Source organism: Parabacteroides gordonii MS-1 = DSM 23371 (genome assembly GCF_000969825.1).
GTDB classification, from domain to species: Bacteria; Bacteroidota; Bacteroidia; order Bacteroidales; family Tannerellaceae; genus Parabacteroides; species Parabacteroides gordonii.
In genome coordinates this window covers 1543631-1569056 of record NZ_KQ033919.1, presented here as the reverse complement: position 1 = coordinate 1569056, position 25426 = coordinate 1543631, and the positions used below count along the sequence as shown (strand labels likewise).

Genomic DNA, 25426 nt, shown 5'->3' with positions numbered 1-25426 from the left:
ATTTATGAAAAAATAGACATTGTCTATAAGCACTGTTAAAAAAAACTATTTTGAAAAAGAAAGCCCGAATCACGGCTTGTTGTTATTTTCGCATTGGCTATATTTGCGACAGTTTGTGTTTTTAAGACGTGACATTTGAATTGAAATATTATTATTAAGTGCTAATCTATAAAAAATTATTACTATGTCAAACATCACTAGAAGATCATTTCTTCAAAGAGGCGCAGCCGCTGCTGCAGCGTTGACCATTGTTCCGGGTTCCGTTCTAGGAAAAAGTCATGGACATGTTGCTCCAACAGATAAATTGAATATTGCCGGTGTAGGTATCGGCGGTATGGGTAATGCTAACCTGAAGAACATGGAGAAAACGGATAATATCGTTGCTCTCTGTGACGTGGATTGGAAGTATGCTAAACCTGTATTCGATCGTTTGCCTAATGCTAAGAAGTATTGGGATTATCGTAAGATGTACGACGAAATGGGTAAATCTATCGATGCTGTATTGGTAGCAACCGCCGACCATACTCACGCAATTATTTCGGCTGAAGCATTAAGCATGGGTAAACATGTATATTGCCAGAAACCGCTGACTCACTCTGTTTATGAATCTCGCTTACTTACCAAACTGGCTGCCGAACATAACGTGGCAACACAGATGGGTAACCAGGGTTCTTCAGACGAAGGTACAGACTTGGTTTGCGAATGGATCTGGAATGGTGAAATCGGAGAAGTGACAAAAGTGGAATGTGCTACCGACCGTCCTATCTGGCCGCAAGGTTTGAATGCTCCTGAAAAAGTAGATAAAATTCCTTCTACATTGAATTGGGATTTGTTCTCAGGGCCTGCAGAAGTGCGTCCTTTCAATAAGATTTATCACCCGTGGAACTGGCGCGGATGGTGGGCTTACGGTACAGGTGCGTTAGGCGATATGGCTTGTCATATCCTTCACCAGCCGTTCAAAGCGTTGAAACTGGGTTATCCTACAAAAGTACAGGGTTCTTCTACGCTGTTGCTTCAGGATTGTGCTCCTACTGCTCAGCATGTAAAACTGACTTTCCCTGCTCGCGACAATATGCCTAAACTGGGCTTGCCGGAAGTTGAAATTCACTGGTATGATGGCGGTATGATGCCGGATCGTCCTGCTGGTTTCCCTGATGGAAAACAATTGATGGGCCCTGGTGGTGGTCTGTGTATTTTCCACGGTACAAAAGATACGTTGATTTGCGGTTGCTACGGTCAACAGCCGTGGTTGTTGTCTGGACGTGTTCCTGCTTCAGCTCCGAAAGTATGCCGTCGCGTTCCGAATGCAATGAACGGTGGTCACGAACAAGACTGGATCCGTGCTTGTAAGGAAAGTGCTTCCAGCCGTGTGAAGACTAAATCTGATTTCTCGGAAGCAGGTCCGTTCAATGAAATGGTTGTGATGGGTGTATTGGCTATCCGTCTGCAAACATTGAACAAAGAGTTGCTGTGGGATGGCCCTAACATGCAGTTCACAAACATCAAGGATGACGAAATGATCAAGATCCTGATCAAGGACGACTTCAAGATTGTTGACGGTGACCCGAAATTCAACAAGATCTGGACTGATCCTATCAATGCAAAACAATTTGCAAACGAACTGATCAAGCACAACTATCGTGCAGGTTGGAAGTTGCCTGATATGCCTAGATAACAGTTTTAAACTACATAAAAAATGAAGAAGTCAGTATTATTTGCTAGTGCCGCGCTGATGATGTGTTATTTCACATCTTGTGGCGGTGGAAAGAAAACAGAAGACGCTGCTGCCGATGCATCAGCCGAAGCACAGACAGAAGCTGCTGTGCCTGAATATAAATTATTGGATTTACCGACTGTAGATTTATCTACATTCCCGAAAGATGCCGATGGTTGGATTACTATGTTTGATGGTAAAACAATGAACGGATGGAGAGGATATGACCGCGAAGATGTTCCCAATGCATGGGAAGTAAACGACGGCGCAATCCATATCAAAGGTTCCGGAGCTGGTGAAGCCGGTGCAAAAGACGGTGGTGACCTGATCTTTGCTCATAAGTTTAAAAACTTCGAATTGGAATGGGAATGGAAAGTGGCTAAGGGTGCAAACTCTGGTGTATTTATCATGATACAGGAAGTGGAAGGACAACCTTCTTACATCTCTGCTCCTGAGTTCCAGGTATTGGATAACGCAAACCATCCGGATGCTAAACTGGGTAAAGACGGCAACCGTATGTCTGCTTCCCTGTATGATATGATCCCGGCTAAACCGCAGAACTCTAAACCGTTCGGCGAATGGAACAAATCGAAGATCATGTGTTACAAAGGTACTGTTGTTCACTATCAGAATGACGAACCGGTTGTTGAATATCACTTGTGGACACAGCAGTGGAAAGAAATGCTGGACAAGAGCAAATTCAGCAAAGACAAATGGCCGTTGGCTTACGAACTGCTGTTGAACTGTGGTGGAGCTAACAAAGAAGGTTTCATCGGTTTGCAGGATCATGGCGATGACGTTTGGTTCCGTAACATCAAGATCAAAGTATTGGACTAATTTTGTAATCTACGGATAACTAACTTATAATACCCGGAATCGGCATTTGTCCGACTTCCGGGTATTTTTTTCTAAAAAAGTTTCTTTTTCCTGTAACCTTTCTTTCCGGAGGTTAGTCTTATCTTAAACGAAACAATTAGAAACATTTAAATGAATAGATTATGGAAGATTGGTTGATCCCTTTAGTTGCGATTATTTGTGCGGTAGGTCTGCCTGTATTATTGCTTATGATTCTGGTTATCAGAACGACCCGGACAAAACACGAAGAGCGTATGGCAATGATCGAGAAAGGTATAGTGTTGGAAGAGCCTGAGAGAAAGACGAATAAGTTCAATGCCCTTCGCAACGGTCTACTGATGATCGGATTGGCATTGGGCGCTATGGTCGGTATCTTTTTCGACAGTAGCTTGTCTGCAGCTTCAAATGACTGGGAAGGTTTTTCTGTCGTTATCTTCACTGTTCTGGGTGGCGGTATAGCTTATCTGATCTACTTCTTCATCGTCCTGAAGATGATGGAAAAGGAAAAAGAACAATAAAACAGGATTGATGGACGAACAAAAGTGGATAAAAAGCATTTTGGCAGGAGATACCCAAAGTTTCTCCTGCCTCGTCGCGAAGTATCAGCAGATGGCATTCAATATTGCTTTCCGCATACTGGAGAATCGCGAGGAGGCAGAAGAAGTCGTGCAGGATGCTTTTGTGAAGATGTATCGTGCCCTTCCATCTTTCCAGTTCGGCAGTAAGTTCTCCACCTGGTTTTACAAGATTGTCTATAATACGGCTATTACGGCACATAGGAAACAATCTATATTTGAAAGTTACGACGACGCTATTGCTACCGATCTTACAACGAATGAGGTGGATAGTGCGACCGCTATTCTGGAACGGGAAGACCGTAAGGAGATAATTGCCCGTGTATTAAAGAAGCTTCCGGCCGACGAAAGCCTGTTGCTTAATCTCTTTTACCTGGAAGAATGTTCCATTGCTGACATCAGTCAGATCACGGAACTGACGGCTTCCAATATTAAAGTGAAACTGTTTCGCGGACGTAAGCATTTCTACGAAACATTGCAGCTCATGATGAAGAAAGAAACAGTAAGTGTATTATGAAAACATCGGATAGAGATATAAACCGTTTGACGAAAAACCTGTTGAAAGAAGGAATGACAGAACCGTCTCCGGATCTGAGCAGGTTGATTATGGATCGTATCATGCAGGAAGCCCCGCTGGAAGTTCCGGAAGTGAAGAAAGCAAAGATGAAATCGGGAATGCCGCCTTTTATGATTGTTGGTATAATCGTTGTATATCTGATAGCCTTTGCCGGACTGTTGATGCTTTTCGGTCAGCAGTCCACAGGAAACGTTAGCCATATACTGGACAGCATTAAAGATAAATTACCGTTTATCGGGATGGTTGCCGCCATTGCCGGATCGTTGATATTTTATTCGACCTTGGATAAGATATTGGCATTGCGGTTTTAAATCGAACCTAAATGACTATTGATATTGCTGATATCGGGCGGGTTTGGAACCCGCCCTTTTGTTTACTATTTCTATTTTAACGCCTTCACATTTATATTGCTATAATTATTCCCGTCAAAATAGATTGTTCCTTTCTTGCCACCATTGATTTCGTAGTAATGGTTTACTTTATCCTCTGTCGATTTGTTAGTGACATTGAATCCGCTTACATTGTGGTTGCTATATTTCATATTCTCGGCGGAAACCTTGAAGGAGGCGCCGGAAGGTATGCTCAGGTTCAGATTACCGTAGCGGGCATCCACTTTCACCTGTTTGAAGTTGGCCGATAGCTCCTTGACTGTCAATGTGCTGTAAGCCAGTTCACCGACCAGTAACTCACCGTTTATAGCTCCGAAGGAAACTTCGCTATACTTAATATCCATCTGAGCCTTGTCGGCGCTCTCTATTTTCAGGTTGCCATATTTGTTCTCGACATTGATCTGCGTGCACTTCTTGACATTCATATTCGAATACTTGTTCTCCGCATTGATGAGCTTCGCATTGCCGATCGAAACGTTTCCGCAGTAACCAAGATTAAGTCCGACATTCACTACATTATTAATATCTACATTGCCGTATTTAGCTTCTACATGCAAATGTTCCGTGAAACTTCCGGCATTCAGGTTGCCGTATTTCACCTGTATCGTGCTTCTGCCCTCGTTGTTGTCCGGCAGATTGATGTTTCCATATTTCTGCGACAGATTGATTGCCAGCTTGGAAGGAATGCTGATATAATAATTGATCGTGAAACGCTCGTTGCTATTGTTGCTCCATCTCTGCTCTTTAAGCGAGGTGATGCCGGAAACAGTATTCCCGCTTTTCTTCAGTTCGATCTGTACGCGATCCAAAGTAGCTTGTGCAGCCTCTTCAGTTTCCGCTTTCGCTTCAATTTCGACACGGATAAGTGCTTCATTCTTATTCCAGTGAGTTATGGTAGTGTTGCCGTAGCGGTTGTCGATCAGTAACTGGTCGCTCAGGCTGACGCTGAATGACTGGCTGTACTCTTTCTTCTTAATCCTATCCGGTTTCCCGGCCCAGCTGTAAACGGTGCTGACGATAAGCAACATGGCCAGAAGCAGCATCGAACGGCTCTTTGTTTGTTTTGTATTCATGATATATTCTTATTTATTTGTTCTCATTCTCATTATCTGTTGTCACCCTTTCCATCTGTTCCAGCATGAAGTTCAGCGTTTCGATACTCGTGCTGTAATGCTGGTTCATGGCGAATAAAGCGTCATTAGAGCAGGGCAGGGTAGGAAGGATCGTCTCTTCAAACATATAATTGTCTTTGAGTATCTTCCGGCTTTCCTGCAAAAGACCGGCAGCACCCGGTGCCTGTTCCTGCTTGTATAAAGTCTCCATCTTCGCCAGTATATCGTCCATCTGCATGTTATAATAGACGCGCAGTTCGTCGATTTCCGTTTTCGCCTGGCAAGTTTTCTGTACAGTGGTCTGCTGATTGAGAGGAGCAGGCGTTCCACCCGGCAACCGGAACAGAAAGAGCAGAGCGATGGAAGCTGCGGCAGCAAAAGCGCACAGGCTGTACAGCCCGAAACGGTTCCTGCGAGCCGGTGGCAGTTTCTTTTCGAAGCGCTCGAAGTGACCTTCCGGAAGAAGGTCATCTTCAAAGGCTTCTTTATTGGTGTCTATGAAATTCTTTAATTTGTCCATCTCAGTTTGCTGATATAATTTCTAACAATTTGCGCTTTGCCCGCAGATACTGGCTGCGTACGCTTGGCGGCTGAATATTCAGGATAGAGGCAATCTCTTCCATATCGTACCCCTCAAAGAGGTAAAGAGAGAGGATCACACGGTAACCGGCCGGTAGCTTGGCAGTCGCTTCTTTCACCTGCTTCACCGAATACTGTATGTCGTCCTCGCTGGGTTCGTCCGATCCGGGATCGGCATAGTTGTCCGACAACTCGTCCCACTCCGGGGTCTGGCGACGTACATAATCGATAGCCGTATGAACCGCTATCCGGTGCATCCACGCTTCGAAACACAGATTGTCTTTATACTGGTCGATACGGGTAAAAATCTTCAGGAACGAATCCTGCATGGCCTCTTCCGCATCTGACGTGTTGCCCACGATACGCAGGCAGGCAATGTACAATCGCTGTGCGAATTGTTTGTACAAGGCCAGTTGCGCGTTTCGCTTTCCTCTGCGGCAACCCTCGATCAGTTGTTCTGTAGTTTCGTTCATTTGTTTATATAAACGAGAGCAAACGGCGAACGTTGCATCTCCGGTACGAAATTATACAAAAAAAGAAAGACATCATCACGATGTCTTTCTCCCTGAACTAAATGATAAAAATAAAAGTTATGTGGGAAGGTTTAATTTGTCGTTTGAAAATTCTCAGATCCCATCACCGGAGCTCTCCCCGCTGCTTCACCTGATTTATATTTCAGTTCGATCGTTTCATCACCACTGGATGTTTTATACTTGATCTTCATCGTTACTGTCTCGCCACCGGTACTCGGCAGACTGTTCAGTCTGAACGATGCCAGTCCCCAACCTTCTGCTCCGGAAGTACTACCGTTCGCATTATGTCGGAATTCCAGTTCGTAAGGCCCGGAGTCATTCATCTTTACGAGATTCATAAAATGTTTGCTTCCGTATTCGAAATAAGTGGCAAACTGGAAATTGATGTATCCGTCTTCAATCCATACAGATTTCATCGTTACCGGATCTTTCCCGTAATATTCATCGTTCCTGTCTCCCAGGTCTTCTGCGATCGACTTGGTAAGGACAGTATCTATCCTGTTCAGGCGGATCACGTAATCCTGTTCGATATTCATATCCTTGCCCGGCCCGAGTAAGGTAAAGTTTATAAATGCTCTTCTTTCCTTACTTACATCGAAATCAGGTGTGGTAACACCTGCTGCCGGCCAAAATGAAGTAGAGTCGTCCCACTGGAGATAAAACGAATTATTACCGAGCGGTTTGACTGTTGCTACACCTGCACTAAATTTATCAAGAGAGTAGCCGTCATCATCCAGGCAAGAATATAAAGTAGAAGATACCAATATCGTACCTAATACCAATAAAAATGTCTTCAACGTCTTCATAGCTTTCATATCACAATTGTTAATTCCCATACTAATAAGCTAGATGGAGAAATTTCAGGAAATGCTGCAAAGACGTATGGTAAAAGATGTTAATGTCTCAGTGATTGGAAGATAAGTTCGGCGGTACGGCGGGAAGCCCCCGGTTTTCCGAGCAGGCGGATCACTTCATCGTAACCGGAAAGCATCTGGTTGCGATAAGCCGGATCGTTCAGTATCCTGCCCAGTTCATCATGTATTTGACGGGTGGAGAAGCGGGCACCGAATAGTTCCTGCACGACTTCGCGGCCGGCAATCAGGTTGACCAGCGAAATATATTTGGTGTGGAAGAAATTACGGAAGATGAAGCTGGCCAGCCGTCCGGCAGGCGTGTAATAGCAAACCACCTGCGGCACACGGAACAGGGAGGTTTCGAGCGTTGCCGTCCCGGAAGTAACCAACGCAGCCCGGCTGTGCTGCAACAGGTCGTAAGTTTTCCCAAAGACGATACGGGCGGGATGGTTACCGATATACTGTTTGTAATAGGCTGGTTCAAGTCCCGGAGCTCCGGCAATAACCGGCTGGTAATCCGGATAAGAGGCGGCCACTTCGAGCATGGTCGGGAGATTGTCTTTGATCTCCTGCCGGCGGCTTCCGGCAAGAAGGGCCAGGATAGGCTTGTCCGGCAATCCTTCATCCGCCATAAACGTATCGGGTAGGGCGGCTTGCTTTTCTTTATACTGGGCAACCGAGTCTACCGAAGGGTTTCCCACATAATCCACCGAATAGTTCAGCTTATGGAAAAACTCTGTCTCGAAAGGCAGGATGCAGAACATACGGTCTACGTAACGGCGGAAGTCCTTGATACGGTACTGTTTCCAGGCCCATATCTTCGGTGAGATATAATAGTAGACTGGCAGATGGAGCACCGTCTTTACGAATTTGGCTATTTTCAGATTAAATCCCGGATAATCGATCAGTATGACTACGTCGGGCTGATATCTGCGGATATCTTCCTCGCAAGTCTTCATATTATTCAGGATTGTACGCAGGTTGAGCAGCACCGGAATAAAGCCCATAAAGGCCATCTCCCTGTAATGCTTTACCAGGGTGCCCCCTACGGCTTGCATCAGGTCGCCCCCGAAGAAGCGGAAATCCGCTTCCGGGTCTTTCTCTTTTAATGCTGCCATCAGGTTCGACGCGTGTAGGTCGCCGGAGGCTTCGCCTGCGATCAGAAAATATTTCATACTCCCCAGTCGTTATATTTGTTCATCCAATCGTAATCTGTCACATCCAGTTTGCAGGGAACCAGCGAAGCGTATCCGCTGTCGAGTGCCAGAGTGTCGTTGTCCGGATGAATCGGTTTGGCATTCTCGAAAGAGCCTGTCAACCAGAACACAGGGTGTCCGCTTCCATTCTCCGAGCGTTTGAATTCCTTGATCCATTTTCCGGCAGCCTGGCGGCAGATCTTCATTCCCTTTACGGCATCTGTCTTTGGTACATTCAGATTCAGATAAGTACCGGTAGGCAATCCTTCTTTCAGCACGCGGCGGGCTACCATACGTCCCAACCGGCAACATTCCGTAAAGTCGGCATCCGCATGATGGTCGAGCAAAGAGACGCCCAGGGAAGGGACACCGAACACGCAACCTTCGGCCGCCGCTCCCATCGTCCCTGAATAAAGGACGCTGATCGCCATATTTCCGCCGTGGTTGATACCCGAAACCAGCAGGTCGGGCTTACGGTCGAGTACTTCGTTGATAGCCAGTTTCACGCAGTCGACCGGAGTGCCGGTACATTTGTATACAGTCAGTCCTTTTTCTTTCTTTACTAATGAATAGCGGAGCGGATTCTCTGCCGTGATAGCGCTGCTCATTCCCGAACGGGGGCCATCAGGAGCCATAACAATCAAATCTCCCAGGTCGCGCAGGCATTCTATTAACTCTTTAATTCCTTTGGCGTTTACGCCGTCATCGTTTGTAATCAGGATAAGCGGTCTCTCGTTCATCGCGTACTTATTTTTATAATTACTTCCACAAATGTAACGATAATCTTTTGATGGCGGATGCTTTTAATTTATTCTAACGTTCGGTATGCTTGTCTGCCTTTTGTGAATAGAGTTGTGAATTAGTGGGTGTGTCTCGTCCTGATTTTGGTTGACTGTGTATTAATTAAATCCTATATAGGGTTGTTTTATGCCCCACAAATAAGCCCCAAAGGGCGATTGTTTACCTATATATTTATTTCTCCTTAGATATTTACGCCAAATATATAGGCTTTTTTCATCGGATTACTTGCTTTTTGTTGCCGACACCCCTGTTTTGACTTGTTTTACACCCCCATGTTGACGATGCGATGATCCGGGTGTCGGGGGCATCGAGATCCGGATCTCAAAGGATATTTATCTGTATGTGTCTGATAATTAATAGTATACTTTGTGGAAAGAAGTAAGCATCTAGTGACTTTCGGAATAAGATAGTGATAGTTATGTGATAGATGAGTGATAGTTAAAAACGGCAACTATCACTGCTATATGCTTTGAATATAATAGTGTTGAATAAATTAGTGATAGTGTGCTGCCTTTTCATCAAAACATATATGATAAGTATTGCTGGTTCCGGCCTTGTTCTAGTGAACTAAATTTATCTCCGTTCCATCGGTGCTTAGGTCTGCTTGTTTAAGGTCTTTCGTCAGTATATCTAAGGTCAAAGCATAGGATAATTAAGTGGAAAGGTCAGTAGATTGAAATTAGTAAGGTATAGATTACATATATGTAAGGCTATTATTACAAAAAAGAAAGGCATGCCTTACGTATATGTAATCTATGCCTTTCTTTTATAAAAGTTATGAAGATGACCCTAAATTGTAAGGTGTTTCGGTTTTAGCTTTCCTAATGTAAGAACTTAGGTATTTAAGGGGAAAAAGGAGGGGAAAGCAGAGCTGAAGGTGACGCATAAGAAACCGTAATTCGGGGTGTATATGATGCCTTATATTAATGTACACGCGTACATAATATATATAATGTTGTTTTATCCGAAGATTTGTTTGTTGAATGTGAATGAGGAGGAGCAGGGGGATGACGAGAAAAAACGATCGTTTATTCTCGTCTACAAAAGTACGCATTTGTTTCATTTCCGCAATTCTTTTCACTTCTTTTTTTTCATTGGTATCTGCTTTCTTATCAATTGAATAGCATAGTTTGTATGAAAACGCATTTTTAGAGGACGAACGGTAAACCAGTGACGAGATTAAACGATCGTTTTCGCTAGTCAGAGGGAATAAAAGTACATAAATGAGCGATCGTATTGAATAAGAACTTATTACACTTTAGTATTAATATTAAATTTTAGAATTATGAACAAAAAGTTTTCTACACTTGTGGCCGGCGCCCTGCTAGCCGGTGCTCTGATTACTCCTACGGACTTGTTTGCGAAGTTGGTGTATGTTACCGGAGACTACAGTGCTGCAGCGGAGGCGTCTCCATCTGCAACTGATTTTTACATTGTAACATCTGATGGTTATGTTATTTCTGTTGGTGCAGGTGCTACGGGGTTGGTTCGTACATCTTTAGCCGATGCAACCCCTGCTAATAAGGTTACTCTTACTGGATCTGGCACATATGGAATTGCTTCGGGTGCTAATAAGCTGGCTTTTGCTTCGACAAATGATGCATTTGTTGCTTTTGGTACAAGTAGTGCTATTGAAGCTTTTACTATAGCTTCATCAGGAGAAGAAGTTTCAATTAAAAATGCTTCTGCTGGTTCTGTAAACTATGCTTCGAATGTATTTTCTGTTCAGGCAGATGTAAATGGAAAGATTGCAGGAGCTAAACTTGTTGCTGTAAATACGTTGAAAGTTTATAGGCCTTTAGATGTAGCAACAGATCTTTCTTCTTCTTTTTATGTATTGATGGATCCGGCAAGTGGAAATGTTTTGACTGGCGCTGCTGATGGAACTGCAACATCTGAAACTTATACAGCTGAGCAGGATATGTTTTGGAGTTTAGATATTATTGACAATGGTGATAATACAGGTACAGCAAAGCTAAAAAACAAGGCTACTGGTAAATATTTGATTCCTTCAGCAGGTGCTGCTTTTATTACAATAGATGTAAATAGAACTGATAAAAATAGTCCTTGGAAAGTAGATGACTTTGAAGATGTAGATTTGAGTGCTGCAGTAACTGGTATTAATGCTGTTAGCCTTGGTGCTGTTCGTGCTGCCGGTCAATCTTTAACAGGCGAGCAATTAACATCTATCACTGGTGCAGGTTTTGAAGCTAGCATTAAGAAATTTGTTGATGGTGACAAAAAGGATAAAGCATTGGCAAATAATCCGTTTGATGGATTGTTGAAGACTGTTACATTTAACGATGGTACTGCTGGTAAAGTTTTAGCAACTGTTAAAGCTGAAAATGGTACCCCATTTATGCTTCAGAACGAAGATGGAAACATTATCGTTATTGACCTGAATGATAAATATGCTGCTGGTACTGAAACAAAATATGCTGTAAAAGCTATTGCTCCTAAAGTTTTAGCTAATGCATTGAATGATGCTAAAGCTGAAATCTCAGGCAGATATGCATATAACTTTACTATTAATGCATCTGATGACTTTGTTCCGGGTGTAAATCAACCGGTCGCTTCAATTAGTGCTGCAACTAAAGGTAATGCTGCTTCTTATAAATTAGGTTCTGTTGATTTGAAAGGTGTTCCTACACTGTCTGCAGAGGCTTCTACTGATGCGTTCTTGAATGCTATCACAATCAAGATTGGTAAATTCAATACTATCGACGTTAAGAAGTTATTAACAAGCACTCCGTCATTCTTCACAGTGACAAATAAGAATACAAAAGCTGCTTATTCTGACAACTATAAGACAGTTCTTGGCTTGGATGAAACTCCTGCTGCAGAATATGTAAAAGCATCTGAAGCTTTGGTTGGTTATCCTGAAACTCAGTGGGCTATCACATATACTGGTGGTAATCTGATTTTAACAAACCGTGAAAGACCGTCTATTACAAAATCATATCCGGTTGCACAGTTATATACTACTAGCAAAGCAAATGTATTTGCTGTTCTTGATGGTTCTGCTAAAAATGATACAATCGAATTCAAAGCTACAACTTCTTACACAGAAGCTGATGGTTATTTGAGATTGAATGCTGATGACTTGAGAGATCAGAAATATTATCTGGGCGCTGCCTCTTCTGTATTCGATAATGTTGCTTACTTCGTAGAAAACCATAACGATAATCATCAGATTGGTTTGGATACAAAGAAAGATAAAGCTACAGAATGGAATGTTGCAACTTATATGTATGAAGGTTTGAACAACCTGGGTGACAGAGTTGAATATCGTCCTGATACAATTCAGGTTAAGAGTATCTTAGGTTACTATGATGGTGATGATTACAAAGAAACAAAAGATGCTGATGATGAAGGTACAGTAATCTTGAAAATGTTAGCATATTCTTTCCAGAATGCTGCAAATAAAGAATATATGAACTATGAAGCTGCTCCTTCTAATCGTTATGCAACAGGTGAATTTGGTGTAAAACAAGGAAATCTGGATCCAGCAGACGCAAATATCTTTGCTGTTAAAGTGGTAGGAGAAGATTTGTATAATCTGATTCCGTTGAAAGACGAAACTGCAGTGAATACAAATACAGCAGATGCTATTGATTGGGAAAATGTTTCTGTAGAAAAAATGTACAGCGGTGATGGTGCTACAAAAGGTATCCTGAACAATACAGATATGTACAACCAGACAGAAAACGACTTATTCACTATCGTTAAGAAAGATGCTCCTGAATACCGTAAGGTAGCTATGGCTGACACTATCAAGATTTATCGTGAATCAAGTGTAAACGAAGCACAGGTTCTGTTTGAAAAGGGTGAATTCCTGAGTATTGCAAATGCCGTTCAGTTCCCGACAATCAATCCTGCTTTGTATGTAGATACTGCTTATGTAAACCGTGGTAACAACAACCGTTGGGAATATCTGTTAGCTGTAGAAGCTAAACATTGGGATTCTGAAATCAAATGTGAAATTGAAGATCATCCAGTACACAAAGCTGACACAACAACTGGTCGCTTCCTGGTTAACTTGATGGACTCTGCTAATGTTTATGCTGAAACTCATTTGCATGATAACAAATTCATCAATGAAGAAGATGGTGAACAATGGGCTAAGTTAGGCTTTGTAGAAGGCTACCATACACACGACACTTTGTATCTGAAACGTCCGAACGGAACATACAATGTGTTACCGATGGATCGTAGCGACTATTCTCACAGCATTGCTAAGTTTGCATTCCGCTATGTAGATCAGGAAGCTGGTTCATATGTTATTGAAACTGGTCGCAAGGCTTACAATGAAAATGGTGACTATGCTGAAGAAGTCGGTACAGGTTATCTGAAATGGTTGAACGGTTTGGTTGTTGTTGTTAGTGATATCGAACAGGCTGAAGTATTCAACATGAACGAAGACGAAACTCGTACTCCGACTGCTAACGAAGGTGTAACTGCTTCTGAAGTATCTGTAATCGCTAAAGACGGTGCAGTAATCATCTCTGGTGCACAGGGTAAGAAAGTTACTATCAGTAACGTTCTTGGTCAGACAGTTGCTAACACAGTAATCTCTTCTGATAAGGCTGAAATCGCTGCTCCTGCTGGTGTAGTTGTTGTAGCTGTAGAAGGTGAAGCTGCTGTTAAAGCAATCGTTAAGTAATAACGACTTATTTATAAAAGAAATTTATAATCAAAAATAGTCTTTCATGCAATGGTTCTCCTTCGGGAGAGCCATTAAGTAACCTGCGACAGGTGAACAGGTGAAATGACAAAATATTAAGTAATAAAATAAAGTTCATCTGTCGAGTACCCCTGCGAAGGAGGAAAGCAGATAAAAAAAACAAGCCCCGGAAGGATTATCTTTTCGGGGCTTCGTTAGTTTGGATGTTTTTATAATAATCTTTATAGGCATTGTATTTTATGGCTTTAGATATATGGCAATCTTTATGGCTTTAGCCTGATCTCAATTGCCGTCGGTTTTAACCGACGGTTAGTTTGATGTATGTGCAGTGGCTTTAGCCAAAGTTTTCTAGATAAATTATTGTTTATAATATATTAATTGATGATCTTTGTAAGAATAACTAACACCATAAGACTATGACATATATTAGAATGATGATCCATTGTGTGTGGAGCACGAAGAATCGTGAGCCTCAATTAGTAAACAAAGATTATCGAATTCAATTATTCGAACACATCAGAATACACTCTTATAATAAAGGAATCTATATTGACACAATCGGAGGAGATAAAGAACATGTTCATTGTTTGATCTCTTTAGGTGGAATGCAAAATATAGCGAAAATAATTCAGTTGATAAAAGGAGAATCTTCTTTTTGGTTTAATAAGAAAGGCTGGAATACTTTACAATGGCAAGATGATTATTTTGCTGTATCGATTGGTGAAAGTCAGGTTGATATTGTTAGGAGATATATACATAATCAGGAAGAACATCATAAAAGGAAGAGTTTTGATGTTGAGTATAAGGAATTTATGGTGAAATATAATTTTCAGGGAAAAGATAAAGAGAAATTTGGCTAAAGCCAATTTGAGAGTTTTTGTGGACCGTCGGTTAAAACCGACGGCAATTGAAATCAGGCTGAAGCCATAAAGAGTGCTATATATCTAAAGTTCTAAAAGACAAGGTGTATTGGCTTTGTTAAGATCATAAAAGACCACTGTGTATCTAAGACCATAAAGTAGACGACCATATGCCTGAAGTTATGCACCACAAAATCCGCAATCACACCATTATCCTTGACTTTAATACTTTTATAAGGATGTTATAATTTACCAAAAAACTATCACATACTCCTCATTTGAAACAAGTTATTAAATATTCTGTTTATATTTGCAAGTTATCAACAGTTAGGGCGACTTTTCAACAAAACGAGCATTGTTTTGCTTAAACCTGATTTCGTTAGGTTTTTAATGTTTAGTTTTGCCACTGAATTAAAAGACGAAGTATGGGAAAGATTATCGCTTTAGCAAATCAGAAAGGTGGAGTTGGTAAAACAACAACCACGATAAATCTGGCTGCATCCCTCGCTGCCCTTGAGAAGAAAGTGCTGGTTGTTGATGCAGATCCGCAGGCAAATGCCTCTTCCGGACTGGGCGTGGATATTCGGAGTGTCGAACTATCCATCTACGAATGTCTGGTGAACGGAGACGATCCGAAAGGAGCCATTATCCCGACCGAGGTGGAAGGGCTGGATATTATCCCGTCACATATCGACCTGGTAGGAGCGGAAATTGAAATGCTGAACATGGAGAACCGGGAGCAGATACTCAAACAGATGCTTGTTCCCCTGAAGGATATGTATGATTTTATCCTCATCGACTGTTCTCCTTCCTTGGGGCTGATCACAGTTAACGCACTGACCGCAGCCGATTCGGTAATGATCCCTGTTCAATGCGAGTATTTTGCACTGGAAGGTATCAGTAAACTGTTGAATACGATAAAGATTATTAAATCGAAGCTGAACCCGGCCCTGGAAATCGAAGGATTCCTGCTGACGATGTACGATTCGCGTCTCCGACTGGCTAACCAGATTTACGAAGAAGTGAAACGACCGTTCCGCGACCTTGTTTTCACGACCGTTATTCAGCGTAATGTGAAATTGAGCGAAGCTTCCAGCTACGGCAAACCCGTAATACTTTACGATGCCGAGTCGAAAGGAGCACTAAATCACATGCAGCTTGCGCAAGAGCTGATAGACAAAAATAAATAATAACAATTATGGCAGTAATGAAAAGATCGGCACTTGGCCGTGGATTGGATGCTTTGATCACGATGGACGACCTTAAAACCGGAGGTTCGTCTTCTATCAGTGAGATAGCATTGAGCAAGATTCAGCCCAACCCTGATCAACCCCGTTCTATATTTGAGGAAGAAGCACTGGAAGAACTGGCTACTTCTATCCGCTCCCTGGGTGTTATCCAACCGATAACCCTGAAAGAGATCGGTACGGAGAAGTATATGATCATCTCCGGTGAACGCCGTTACCGGGCTTCCCTGATGGCCGGTTTGGAGCAGATTCCTGCCTATATCAAGACGGCGGCCGACGAGAATGTAGTCGAAATGGCGCTGATCGAGAATATACAGCGCGAAGACCTTAACTCGATAGAAATTGCATTGGCTTATCAGAAGTTGATAGACAGCTACGGCCTGACCCAGGAAAAGCTCAGCGAACGGGTGGGGAAGAAACGCGCTACTATCGCCAACTATCTCCGCCTGTTGAAACTTCCGGCAGAGATACAGATGGGTTTGAAAGATAAAAAGATCGATATGGGACATGCACGTGCCCTGCTGCCGGTAGAAGATCCGGAAGTGCAGTTGGCCTTGTATGAACAGATACTGGCGGAAGGCCTCTCCGTACGGAATGTGGAAGAGATCGTACGAAACGGGGCGGAAGCTGTTGCACCGGAGAAGAAAGAGAAAACAGCCGGACGCCAACCGATGCTTCCCCAGGAATTTAATCTGCTGAAGGATCATTTGTCCCGCTTTTTCAATACAAAGGTACAATTGGCATGCAACGAGAAGGGAAAAGGACGTATCACGATCCCTTTTACCTCGGAAGAAGAACTGGAAAGGCTGATCGGCCTGTTGGATAAGTTGAAATAAGTGGACGGTAGATTCGTGAGGATGAGATTAAAAATAAGCAGGATACTATGCCTTCTGGTAATACTTGCCGGGATATCCTTGTATACGAAAGCACAGGGGCAGGCAGTAATACTCGATGCTGATACGGTAGTGGTGGCACCACCCGATTCGACAGTGCAGGCTGTGCTTCAGGCTGCCGACTCGGTGCCGCAACCCAAGTTCAAGGAGATAGACATGAAGCCGTTCAAACCGAATCCGACAAAGGCAGTTCTTTTTTCTGCCATCCTGCCGGGCTTGGGACAGATCTACAACAGGGCATACTGGAAGTTGCCGATCGTGTATGGCGGTTTTATGGGATGTATCTATGCGGTGACCTGGAACAATCGTAACTATAAGGATTATTCGACAGCTTATCTGGATTTGATGTATGATGTGGATCATAACAAGGACAATCCGGATGCCTGGAGTAAGTCGTGGGTGGATATTGCCAAGAAGAACGGGCGTGAGCCGTCGGAGTTTATAACCAATACACGGTTGCAGGATAATATAAAGAGCCGTAAGGACTATTTCCGTCGGTACAGGGATTTGAGTATCATTATTACAGCTGGCGTTTATGCTATCTGTATGATCGATGCGTATGTGGATGCACAGTTGTTCGATTTTGATATCTCTCCCGACCTGAGTATGCGGATAGAGCCTGCGGTAACCCCGAAGACCAGTTTCAGCGAACGGTCGTATGGCCTGAATTGCAGTATAAAATTCTGATAACACATGAAATACTTACTAACATTACTCTGTCTCTGTTGTCTTTTTACTGTTGCCCGTGCACAGGAAACATTGACTGACAATGAAGAACCTCAGTATTCGAACCTTTCTGCCGACTCATTATCGGTCGATGTGGGCCTGATCCCTGAAAGTCTGGATGCTGATGTCGACAGCCTGCTTCGCTCGTGGCACGTTCAATATTTCTCCAAGAGAGACGAATATTGCCATGACGATGATGCTAATGTATACTTCCCCGACTCTGTCTACCGGGAACGTCTGGAAAGATTGCCGCGCGTTATTTCTTTACCTTATAATAAGGTAGTACGCGATTGTATCGATTTATATGCCGACCGCCGCCGTAACCTCGTACGATATATGCTGGGTATGGCGGATTTTTATTTCCCGATCATCGAGCAGGTGCTCGATGAACACGATCTGCCTATCGAACTAAAGTATCTGGCCATTGTGGAAAGTGCCCTTAATCCGGTCGCTCTCTCGCGTGTCGGTGCCTGCGGCCTGTGGCAGTTCATGCTTCCGACCGGAAAGATTTACGGACTGGAGATCAACAGCCTGGTCGACGAACGCCGTGATCCGGTGAAGGCGACCCATGCTGCCTGCCGTTACTTTAAAGATATGTATGCCATTTATGGCGACTGGAACCTGGTGCTGGCTTCCTACAATTGTGGCCCGGGTAATGTGAATAAAGCAATACGCCGTTCGGGTGGAAAAACTGATTTCTGGGATATCTTCCCTTATCTCCCGAAGGAAACCCGTTCGTATGTGCCTCTTTTTATCGCAGCCAATTACATTATGAATTATTATTGCGATCATAATATCTGCCCGATGCAAACCAGCATGCCGTTGGCTACGGATACGGTGGTGGTAACAAAAGCATTGCATCTGGAGCAAGTGGCTGAAGTGCTTCAAATGGATATTGAACAGGTACGCGCCCTGAACCCGCAATACAAACGCGATATCATTCCCGGAAATGCGGAACCTTCCGTACTAAAACTTCCGGTTAATCAGACGTATGCTTTCATAGACAAGGAAGATACGATATATACCCATCGTGCTGAAGATCTTCTGTCCGGTTGCCTGGCGTATAATACGACTGATACGGATAAAGGAAGTTCTTCCAACCGTGAAAAGATTACGCATCGTGTAGCTTCGGGTGAGAATATCTATACCATTTCCGACCGCTATGGAGTGACACCGAAAGAAGTTCGTTCCTGGAACGGTCTGAGATCAAATAAACTGGCCAGTGGACGACGGTTGACCCTGTATGTGGATAACGGCGGGGTTACTTTTGCTTCCGCTACAAAATCGAAAACGGTTGCAAAGACGACATCTTCATCCGAAATCGTTGAAAAGCAGAGCAATGGCTTTATCTCTTATCGCGTGAAGTCGGGAGATTCCCTGTATACCATATCCAAAAAGTATCCGGGAGTGACGGCCACATTGATCCAGAAGGCGAATGGATTGCCCAACGCAAATATCCGTCCGGGACAGGTTTTAAAGATTCCTGTAGGATAAACTTGCTATTTTCCTGGCTTCCTTGTTGATTTTTGACGAATATTTGTATATTTGTGGTTACAGACGTTGTATAAAAAGAAGAGGTTGTAACCATGAACGATACGATAGACACAAAAGACACAAAGGAAGCCGGTGACATGTTACCGGCTATGTCGGCAGATGAGAAAATGATCCAGGATGGGTTTAATGAACTGTTGCAGGATTACCTGAATTCAAACCATCGACGAAAGATCGAGCGTATCACCAAAGCGTTCAACTTCGCCAACCAGGCTCATGCGGGAGTAAAACGCCGTTCCGGCGAACCCTATATCATGCATCCTATTGCAGTGGCACGGATCGTTTGCCGTGAAATGGGACTGGGGTCGACCTCTATCTGTTCCGCACTCCTTCATGACGTTGTGGAAGATACCGAATATACCGTACAGGATATCAGCGATATGTTCGGCCCGAAGATCGCTCAGATCGTAGACGGGCTTACCAAGATTTCCGGAGGAATATTCGGGGAACAGGCATCTGCGCAGGCAGAAAACTTCCGTAAGTTATTGCTCACCATGAGTGATGATATCCGGGTGATCCTGATCAAGATAGCCGACCGTCTGCATAATATGCGTACTTTAGGCTCCATGCTTCCAGCCAAGCAGTTCAAGATTGCCGGTGAAACTCTCTATCTTTATGCCCCGCTGGCACATCGTCTGGGTCTTTTCACGATCAAGACGGAACTGGAAGACCTGAGCTTCAAATATGAACATCCCCATGAATACGAATTTATCGAGCAAAAGTTGCAGGCAACGGAAGAAAACCGCAACAAGTTGTTCGACCATTTTGCTGTCCCCGTTGATAAGAAGCTGAAGGAAATGGGCTTGCATTATGAAATGAAAGCCCGTGTAAAGTCTGCTTACTCTATCTGGAACAAGATGGAAAGTAAAGGGATTACTTTCGAAGACATCTATGACCTATATGCTGTCCGTATCATCTTCGACCCGCTGCCGGGTGTGGATGAGAAGAATATGTGTTGGGATATCTATTCAGCCATAACGGATATTTACCGTATCCGTCCGGATCGTATCCGCGACTGGGTAAGCCGTCCGAAAGCCAATGGTTATCAGGCATTGCATCTTACTGTCATGGGGCCTGACGGGCAATGGGTGGAAATACAGATTCGCAGCCGCCGTATGGACGATATAGCCGAGAAAGGTTTTGCCGCTCATTGGAAATACAAGGAGCATAGCGTAGAAGAAGATACCGAGCTGGATAAATGGCTTCAGACTATTACGGAAATCCTCGAAAGCCCTGATCCGAATGCTCTGGACTTCCTGGATACGATCAAACTGAACCTGTTTACTTCGGAAATCTTCGTCTTTACACCGAAAGGGGATATCAAGACACTTCCGCAGGGCGCGACAGCACTCGACTTTGCCTATGCCCTGCATACCAATATAGGAAATAAATGTATCGGAGCGAAAGTCAACCACCGTCTGGTACCGCTTAGTCATCCGCTGGCAAGTGGCGACCAGGTTGAGATACTGACTTCCCGCTCGCAGGAACCGCAACCGGAATGGCTTAACTTTGTTACGACAGCAAAGGCGCGGGCCAAGATCGATGCCGTGTTGAAGCGTGCCCGTAAGGATGCGGCTAAGCTGGGAGAGGAGAAGGTGATCGCTGCTTTCAAGCGGTCGGATATGGAAGCTAGTACTTCCAACCTGGATAAACTGTGTATCTATTTCGGCTTTTCCAAACGGGAAGAGTTCTATTATGCTGTGGAGAAAGGGGATGTCGTTCTGCCTGAAAACATTAAGAAGTTGCTGAAGGAAAAGACCGATAACGTCCTGTTCAAATATGTAAAACAGGCATTGGGCGTCGGCTCCAAGAAGCAGGAAGAAGAAAAGCCGGAGGAAAAAGGTAAAGTCAAATATGATAAGTCGAAACCGTATATCCTGCGTGAAGAGGCTTTCGAGCGTAACTATGTGATTGCCGAATGCTGCAAGCCAATTCCGGGTGACGATGCGTTGGGCTTTATCAACGACGACGGCAATGTCGTTGTGCATAAACGTTCCTGCCCGATCGCCATGCGTCTGAAGAGCAGCTTTGGCGAGCGTATTCTGAATACGGAATGGAGTAGCCATAAAAATGCTTCTTTCGAAGCAACCCTCGAGGTGAAAGGTATCGACTCGATCGGTGTACTGACCACGATCACCAAGACGATTGCCGACGAATTCAATGTCAACATTATGCGTCTCCTTATCGAAGCCAAAGACGGAGTGTTCGAAGGGAAGATCAAGATGAAAGTACATGATGTGGAAGACATTCAGAAGATGTGCGTGACGCTTTCTAAAAACAAGAATATTAAGTCGGTAGGACGTGTAGCCGATTAGTCAGTAGGTATTTTCAGCCTGCAAAATACATATATATAGGTATTGCCTTTGTAGCCGGGATATCAGACCTTTGTCTTCATCAATTTAAATAAAAAAAGAAATGAAGACAATAGGTATCTTTTACGGTTCTTCAACCGGCACAACTGAAAGTGTAGCAAAACGTATCGCTCAGAAACTAGGTGTGGAAGACGCTCATCTGTATGATGTGGCCAAGGCTTCCCCTGCGGATATGGCTTCTTATGAAGTGCTGATACTGGGTAGCTCTACCTGGGGAGCAGGCGACTTGCAGGACGACTGGTACGATTTCCTGGCAAAGATCAAGAAACTGGATCTGACAGGTAAGACAGTCGCTATTTTCGGTTGCGGCGATTCTTCCTCTTTCGCCGACACATTCTGTGACGCGATCGGTATAATCTATACAGACCTTCAGGGAACAGGATGCCGCTTTATCGGATCCGTGCCGACAGACGGCTACACCTACGATGACTCTACAGCCGTTATCGATGGCCAGTTCGTCGGACTTCCTTTGGATGAACTGAATGAAGACGATCAGACCAACGCGCGTCTCGACCAGTGGATCGACTCTTTAAAGAAAGAAGGGTTGGAATAATTATCCCCGAATTGTAGTTTTTAAGATAATATCAGCAGGCAAGATGGTAACAGCCAGAAACAGAGTACCCGGAGAGGTGAAAGTTTTTCTTAATCATATCTATGAATATAAGAAAGGCATACGGAGCATGGTGTTGTGTACAATCAATAAATCGTATGAGCAAGTTGTTACCGACCGTTTGGAAAGTCAACAGATTTGTTATGTAAAACAGGACGCAGGAGAGAGAAGTGTCAATATTTATTTCGGAAGACCTGAATGCATAGAAGCCATCCGCTTATTGGTGACCCGTCCGTTGAATTTGCTTACCCCGGAGGAGGATTTCATTCTGGGAGCCTTACTTGGATATGATATTTGCATGCAATGCGAACGTTTCTGTACAAGGAAAAAGCAGCGGTTGACATCTGCCTGATGATATGGTTGTTTTAAGTTTTCCCTAAAATTGTTTATTGAGAGAGAAACTAAAGATCCTGTAAGGACTTCCGGTTTCTCTCTCTTTTTATTTAGTAACTGATCTTGATCCCGGCGAAGTAACTTCTGGGTGTAGCCGGGCCGTAGATATAAGAGGAATCACGGTTCGGCCCCTGGTCGAAGTCGGACTGGTAAGCTTCGAAGATATTCTGCACGCCGGCATTTACTTCCAGCTTCATTTCTTTGTACAGGGGGATTTCGTAAGCCAGCTTTATGTTCATATCAAAGAAATCGGGTGTTTTGAAGGCCTTGTCTGCCGGAATATATCCTGCTAAATGCTGTACGAGCATACTGCCGGTATAGGTTCCTGACAGGGAGGCCGTGAAACGTTTGACCGGCGTTACTGTGGAGGTGAAATATCCGTAGGTATTAGGCGTACGGAACATTTTCTTTTCGGCAGGGATGTTTTCATCCTGGCTCCATTTCTCCGCTTCCTTATAATGGCTTCGTTGCAATGTGACTCCGGCCTGCAGGGATAGCCAAGAGGTGAGCACTGCTTTCCCTTCAAAGGTCAGTCCCATCACTTTGGCTCCCGAGCCGTTGCGCCGTTCTTTGATCAGGTTTTCCTGTTCGTCTTTCCCTATATCTTCCAACACGAATACATCGCTCAGGTTAGTGTAGAAACCTTCGGCCAGGAAGTTTACCTGGATGCCGTTTTTGAAACGGTGATAGAAGTCGACGGATGTGCTGTAACTCTGCGACTTTTCTTCCGAAAGGTCCTTCGCCCGTTGTATCATGGCAACCTCACCACCTACGGCGGAGATATGCATGTCTTCATCGAACGCTTGCGGGGCACGGAAACCGCTCGAATAACTGGCGCGTATATTGATATTCTCCGTCGGGTTGAACCGTACGTTGGCACGCGGACTGAATATCACATGATCGATCATATTATGTTTATCCAGGCGGCCGCCGATCAGGAAGCTCCACCGGGCATTCTTCCATTCATTTTGCAGGAAAGCACTTTCGATATGTACCTTCTGGTTGGTGAAACGGTTGTAACCTACCATTTCATCTTTCAGATGGTCGAAGTTATATTCCAGGCCGGCGGTCAGGTCTGACGGCATGAAAAGGAACTTATCGAAGCTGTAGGCATATTGGGTTCCGGTCATCCAGGTCAGGTCGGTTGTCTTGCCATAGGCGTTCGGGTCTTTACCTGTGCCATAATAGCTGTCGCGGTCGGTATTCTGGGCGGAGGTGAATACGCTGAGGCGGTGTTTGTAGTCGGTTGAGAAAAGGTCGAATTTCAGGCCGCCACCATCGATGGAGTGTTCCAGTTGTTCGGCAATATCCGCTTCATGGGGCGGACGGTCGAGCATGTTTCCGCCACGGCGGTATTCGTTCATGTGGTGATATTCGAAAGTCAGTTTGCTGTATGTGCCGGTCTTGACATAAGAACGGAAGCCGACTGTCTGGTTCTTCAGTTTCGGTAATTCCGTATAACCGTCCCCATCATGATCGTAACCGGAGCGGTGGCGGTTCTGGCCGAAGATATACATTCCGGCCTTCCCGTTTTCCGTAACCAGTGAAGCATTCAGTGTCGTATTATTGTCGAAAGCATCGCTTCCCCCGATCGAAGAAAGCGTATGTGTCAGTTCGCCCGAGTTACGGAGCGGTTCCTTTGTGATAATATTGATTGTCCCGGCAATAGCAGACGAACCGAACAAGGCCGAACCGCCACCACGCATCACTTCCACCCGCTCAATCATGTTGGCAGGGATCTGTTCCAGTCCGTACACGCCCGACAGTGCGCTGAAGATAGGACGCGAGTCGATCAGTATCTGCGTATAAGGCCCGTCGAGCCCATTGATACGCACCTGCTGGAAACCGCAATTCTGGCAGTTTGTCTCCACCCGCACACCGGGCTGGAAGTTCAGACCCTGCGCCAGATTAACCGAACTGGTCGTATTAAATACTTTGGAGTCGATGACATTTACCAGTGTAGGAGCCAGGCGGCGCGACGTCTCACTCCGGTTGGCCGAAACGACCACCCCGTCCAGTGCGATGCGGTCTTCTTCCATCTCGACATTGATCTCCTGCGTTTTTCCTTTCTCCAGTTTGACTTCCCGGGTGACTGTCTTGTATCCCAGGTACTTGAACTCGAGGGTGAACTTGCCTTCCGGCAGGTTCTTCAGAAAATAATGGCCGGAGTTGTCGGTAGTCGTTCCGATGGTTGTCCCTTTCAGCATAACGGTAATAAAGGGGAGATGTTCACCGGTTTCCTTGTCCAATACATGCCCGAATACGTTAGCATCCGATGCGTTCATTTTCTCTTCTTCTGTGGCCCATGTAGTCGTAACGGCACAGCATAGGCATAGTATAAGTGTTATAATCTTATTCATATTGATTTGTTCTGATAAATAGGTAATATAATGACTGATGGTCAGGTACTTTCAAATATAAAGTACCCGATGTTCTATATTTCCGACCCAGGTCAAAAATATAAAAATAAGGGATGTTCCTATTAGTCGATAGGCATCCTTGTAATAAAAGTCTTTATTTATCAGGCTACAGGCGGAGCACGAAGAGACGGTTTCCCTTGTATGGGAACCAGATAATCCGGATAGACCGGATGGCAGGATACTTTGAATAATGCTGTCAGGAAAGCTGCCAGTAGTAAGGCTACAAAGGCAGCTCCGCTAATTTGGATAGTCGATAGTTGGTGAAGCAACTGGAATTCCGCATAACCATGTTCATGGTCGGGGCGTCCGTCGTCGGTTTTATGATAGGGGTGCGAATGGACAATCGTTACCCCGTTGACGATATGAACGTGGGTAAAAGCTATCAAACATCCCAGGTATGCGATAAACAACGCCGGGAGTGCAATCCGCAAATATTTCCTATACTTCTCCATCACCTTGTTGCAAAGGTAGGTATATTATTGAAA

The 25426-nt window shown here is 44.3% G+C and carries 22 protein-coding genes; 14 read left to right on the top strand and 8 right to left on the bottom strand.

Going from position 1 to position 25426, the window contains the following annotated elements; all coding sequences use genetic code 11:
• Positions 1-184 precede the first annotated feature (184 nt).
• The 5 genes from HMPREF1536_RS06345 (at position 185) to HMPREF1536_RS06325 (ending at position 4032) form a co-directional block, all read left to right on the top strand.
• Complete coding sequence (locus HMPREF1536_RS06345; protein WP_028727097.1) at positions 185-1675, top strand: Gfo/Idh/MocA family protein; 1491 nt, start codon at positions 185-187, stop codon at positions 1673-1675.
• A 21-nt stretch (positions 1676-1696) separates the two neighbouring features.
• Positions 1697-2551 carry a 3-keto-disaccharide hydrolase gene (locus tag HMPREF1536_RS06340; protein WP_028727096.1) on the top strand — a complete coding sequence of 285 codons (855 nt, stop codon included), beginning with the start codon at positions 1697-1699 and terminating at the stop codon, positions 2549-2551.
• 161 nt (positions 2552-2712) lie between these two features.
• Positions 2713-3087 (top strand): DUF6249 domain-containing protein, encoded by a 375-nt coding sequence (locus HMPREF1536_RS06335; protein ID WP_028727095.1) that lies wholly within the window; start codon positions 2713-2715, stop codon positions 3085-3087.
• A 10-nt stretch (positions 3088-3097) separates the two neighbouring features.
• Positions 3098-3661 carry an RNA polymerase sigma factor gene (locus HMPREF1536_RS06330; RefSeq protein WP_028727094.1) on the top strand — a complete coding sequence of 188 codons (564 nt, stop codon included), beginning with the start codon at positions 3098-3100 and terminating at the stop codon, positions 3659-3661.
• A complete protein-coding gene (locus tag HMPREF1536_RS06325) occupies positions 3658-4032 on the top strand; it encodes a hypothetical protein (protein WP_028727093.1) in 375 nt (124 codons plus the stop codon). The genes HMPREF1536_RS06330 and HMPREF1536_RS06325 overlap by 4 nt, the downstream gene beginning before the upstream one ends.
• Before the next feature lie 71 nt (positions 4033-4103).
• On the opposite strand, the gene HMPREF1536_RS06320 is transcribed toward HMPREF1536_RS06325, so the two are convergent.
• From HMPREF1536_RS06320 to surE, 6 genes are all read right to left on the bottom strand, one after another.
• Positions 4104-5183 (bottom strand): hypothetical protein, encoded by a 1080-nt coding sequence (locus HMPREF1536_RS06320; protein WP_028727092.1) that lies wholly within the window; start codon positions 5181-5183, stop codon positions 4104-4106.
• Between the two features lie 13 nt (positions 5184-5196).
• Entirely contained in the window at positions 5197-5742 is a 546-nt protein-coding gene (locus HMPREF1536_RS06315) for a hypothetical protein (protein WP_028727091.1), read from the bottom strand.
• A 1-nt stretch (position 5743) separates the two neighbouring features.
• A complete protein-coding gene (locus HMPREF1536_RS06310; RefSeq protein WP_028727090.1) occupies positions 5744-6274 on the bottom strand; it encodes an RNA polymerase sigma factor in 531 nt (176 codons plus the stop codon).
• Positions 6275-6405: 131 nt separating this feature from the next.
• Positions 6406-7149 (bottom strand): NigD1/NigD2 family lipoprotein, encoded by a 744-nt coding sequence (locus HMPREF1536_RS06305; protein ID WP_028727089.1) that lies wholly within the window; start codon positions 7147-7149, stop codon positions 6406-6408.
• A gap of 80 nt (positions 7150-7229) precedes the next feature.
• Positions 7230-8363, bottom strand: a complete 1134-nt coding sequence (gene lpxB / locus HMPREF1536_RS06300) for a lipid-A-disaccharide synthase (protein WP_028727088.1) — start codon at positions 8361-8363, stop codon at positions 7230-7232.
• Positions 8360-9124, bottom strand: a complete 765-nt coding sequence (gene surE / locus HMPREF1536_RS06295; protein WP_028727087.1) for a 5'/3'-nucleotidase SurE — start codon at positions 9122-9124, stop codon at positions 8360-8362. The genes lpxB and surE overlap by 4 nt, the downstream gene beginning before the upstream one ends.
• Before the next feature lie 1346 nt (positions 9125-10470).
• On the opposite strand from surE, the gene HMPREF1536_RS27595 reads away from it, so the two are divergent.
• The 9 genes from HMPREF1536_RS27595 to HMPREF1536_RS06245 all read left to right on the top strand — a co-directional run bounded on the left by HMPREF1536_RS27595 (position 10471) and on the right by HMPREF1536_RS06245 (position 22480).
• Positions 10471-13848, top strand: a complete 3378-nt coding sequence (locus tag HMPREF1536_RS27595) for a DUF6383 domain-containing protein (protein ID WP_028727263.1) — start codon at positions 10471-10473, stop codon at positions 13846-13848.
• A 437-nt stretch (positions 13849-14285) separates the two neighbouring features.
• Complete coding sequence (gene tnpA / locus HMPREF1536_RS06280; protein WP_028727262.1) at positions 14286-14729, top strand: IS200/IS605 family transposase; 444 nt, start codon at positions 14286-14288, stop codon at positions 14727-14729.
• Positions 14730-15154: 425 nt separating this feature from the next.
• Positions 15155-15919, top strand: coding sequence for a ParA family protein (locus tag HMPREF1536_RS06275; protein ID WP_028727261.1), 765 nt, complete (start codon positions 15155-15157; stop codon positions 15917-15919).
• An 8-nt stretch (positions 15920-15927) separates the two neighbouring features.
• Positions 15928-16812 (top strand): ParB/RepB/Spo0J family partition protein, encoded by an 885-nt coding sequence (locus HMPREF1536_RS06270; RefSeq protein WP_028727260.1) that lies wholly within the window; start codon positions 15928-15930, stop codon positions 16810-16812.
• Positions 16813-16833: 21 nt separating this feature from the next.
• Entirely contained in the window at positions 16834-17556 is a 723-nt protein-coding gene (locus HMPREF1536_RS06265; protein WP_028727259.1) for a DUF5683 domain-containing protein, read from the top strand.
• Between the two features lie 6 nt (positions 17557-17562).
• On the top strand, positions 17563-19089 hold the full coding sequence (locus HMPREF1536_RS06260; RefSeq protein WP_028727258.1) for a lytic transglycosylase domain-containing protein: 1527 nt from the start codon (positions 17563-17565) through the stop codon (positions 19087-19089).
• Between the two features lie 92 nt (positions 19090-19181).
• Positions 19182-21461, top strand: a complete 2280-nt coding sequence (locus tag HMPREF1536_RS06255; RefSeq protein ID WP_028727257.1) for a RelA/SpoT family protein — start codon at positions 19182-19184, stop codon at positions 21459-21461.
• A gap of 100 nt (positions 21462-21561) precedes the next feature.
• Positions 21562-22071, top strand: a complete 510-nt coding sequence (gene fldA / locus HMPREF1536_RS06250; protein ID WP_028727256.1) for a flavodoxin FldA — start codon at positions 21562-21564, stop codon at positions 22069-22071.
• 43 nt (positions 22072-22114) lie between these two features.
• Positions 22115-22480, top strand: a complete 366-nt coding sequence (locus HMPREF1536_RS06245; protein ID WP_028727255.1) for a DUF2023 family protein — start codon at positions 22115-22117, stop codon at positions 22478-22480.
• A 91-nt stretch (positions 22481-22571) separates the two neighbouring features.
• Here HMPREF1536_RS06245 and HMPREF1536_RS06240 read toward each other — a convergent pair whose 3' ends face one another.
• Positions 22572-24881, bottom strand: coding sequence for a TonB-dependent receptor (locus tag HMPREF1536_RS06240; protein WP_028727254.1), 2310 nt, complete (start codon positions 24879-24881; stop codon positions 22572-22574).
• A gap of 161 nt (positions 24882-25042) precedes the next feature.
• The gene (locus HMPREF1536_RS06235; protein ID WP_028727253.1) at positions 25043-25393 is read right to left on the bottom strand and encodes a hypothetical protein; all 351 of its coding nucleotides are present in this window, start codon (positions 25391-25393) and stop codon (positions 25043-25045) included.
• Positions 25394-25426: the final 33 nt, after the last annotated feature.

Coding starts and splice junctions, on each gene's coding strand:
- surE (WP_028727087.1), bottom strand. CDS start 9,124: ATGAACGAGAGACCGCTTATCCTGATTACAAACGATGACGGCGTAAAC.
- HMPREF1536_RS06335 (WP_028727095.1), top strand. CDS start 2,713: ATGGAAGATTGGTTGATCCCTTTAGTTGCGATTATTTGTGCGGTAGGT.
- HMPREF1536_RS06305 (WP_028727089.1), bottom strand. CDS start 7,149: ATGAAAGCTATGAAGACGTTGAAGACATTTTTATTGGTATTAGGTACG.
- HMPREF1536_RS06330 (WP_028727094.1), top strand. CDS start 3,098: ATGGACGAACAAAAGTGGATAAAAAGCATTTTGGCAGGAGATACCCAA.
- fldA (WP_028727256.1), top strand. CDS start 21,562: ATGAAGACAATAGGTATCTTTTACGGTTCTTCAACCGGCACAACTGAA.
- HMPREF1536_RS06245 (WP_028727255.1), top strand. CDS start 22,115: ATGGTAACAGCCAGAAACAGAGTACCCGGAGAGGTGAAAGTTTTTCTT.
- HMPREF1536_RS06265 (WP_028727259.1), top strand. CDS start 16,834: ATGAGATTAAAAATAAGCAGGATACTATGCCTTCTGGTAATACTTGCC.
- HMPREF1536_RS06310 (WP_028727090.1), bottom strand. CDS start 6,274: ATGAACGAAACTACAGAACAACTGATCGAGGGTTGCCGCAGAGGAAAG.
- HMPREF1536_RS06255 (WP_028727257.1), top strand. CDS start 19,182: ATGAACGATACGATAGACACAAAAGACACAAAGGAAGCCGGTGACATG.
- HMPREF1536_RS06320 (WP_028727092.1), bottom strand. CDS start 5,183: ATGAATACAAAACAAACAAAGAGCCGTTCGATGCTGCTTCTGGCCATG.
- HMPREF1536_RS06345 (WP_028727097.1), top strand. CDS start 185: ATGTCAAACATCACTAGAAGATCATTTCTTCAAAGAGGCGCAGCCGCT.
- HMPREF1536_RS06325 (WP_028727093.1), top strand. CDS start 3,658: ATGAAAACATCGGATAGAGATATAAACCGTTTGACGAAAAACCTGTTG.
- HMPREF1536_RS27595 (WP_028727263.1), top strand. CDS start 10,471: ATGAACAAAAAGTTTTCTACACTTGTGGCCGGCGCCCTGCTAGCCGGT.
- HMPREF1536_RS06340 (WP_028727096.1), top strand. CDS start 1,697: ATGAAGAAGTCAGTATTATTTGCTAGTGCCGCGCTGATGATGTGTTAT.
- tnpA (WP_028727262.1), top strand. CDS start 14,286: ATGACATATATTAGAATGATGATCCATTGTGTGTGGAGCACGAAGAAT.
- HMPREF1536_RS06235 (WP_028727253.1), bottom strand. CDS start 25,393: ATGGAGAAGTATAGGAAATATTTGCGGATTGCACTCCCGGCGTTGTTT.
- HMPREF1536_RS06270 (WP_028727260.1), top strand. CDS start 15,928: ATGGCAGTAATGAAAAGATCGGCACTTGGCCGTGGATTGGATGCTTTG.
- lpxB (WP_028727088.1), bottom strand. CDS start 8,363: ATGAAATATTTTCTGATCGCAGGCGAAGCCTCCGGCGACCTACACGCG.
- HMPREF1536_RS06275 (WP_028727261.1), top strand. CDS start 15,155: ATGGGAAAGATTATCGCTTTAGCAAATCAGAAAGGTGGAGTTGGTAAA.
- HMPREF1536_RS06260 (WP_028727258.1), top strand. CDS start 17,563: ATGAAATACTTACTAACATTACTCTGTCTCTGTTGTCTTTTTACTGTT.
- HMPREF1536_RS06315 (WP_028727091.1), bottom strand. CDS start 5,742: ATGGACAAATTAAAGAATTTCATAGACACCAATAAAGAAGCCTTTGAA.
- HMPREF1536_RS06240 (WP_028727254.1), bottom strand. CDS start 24,881: ATGAATAAGATTATAACACTTATACTATGCCTATGCTGTGCCGTTACG.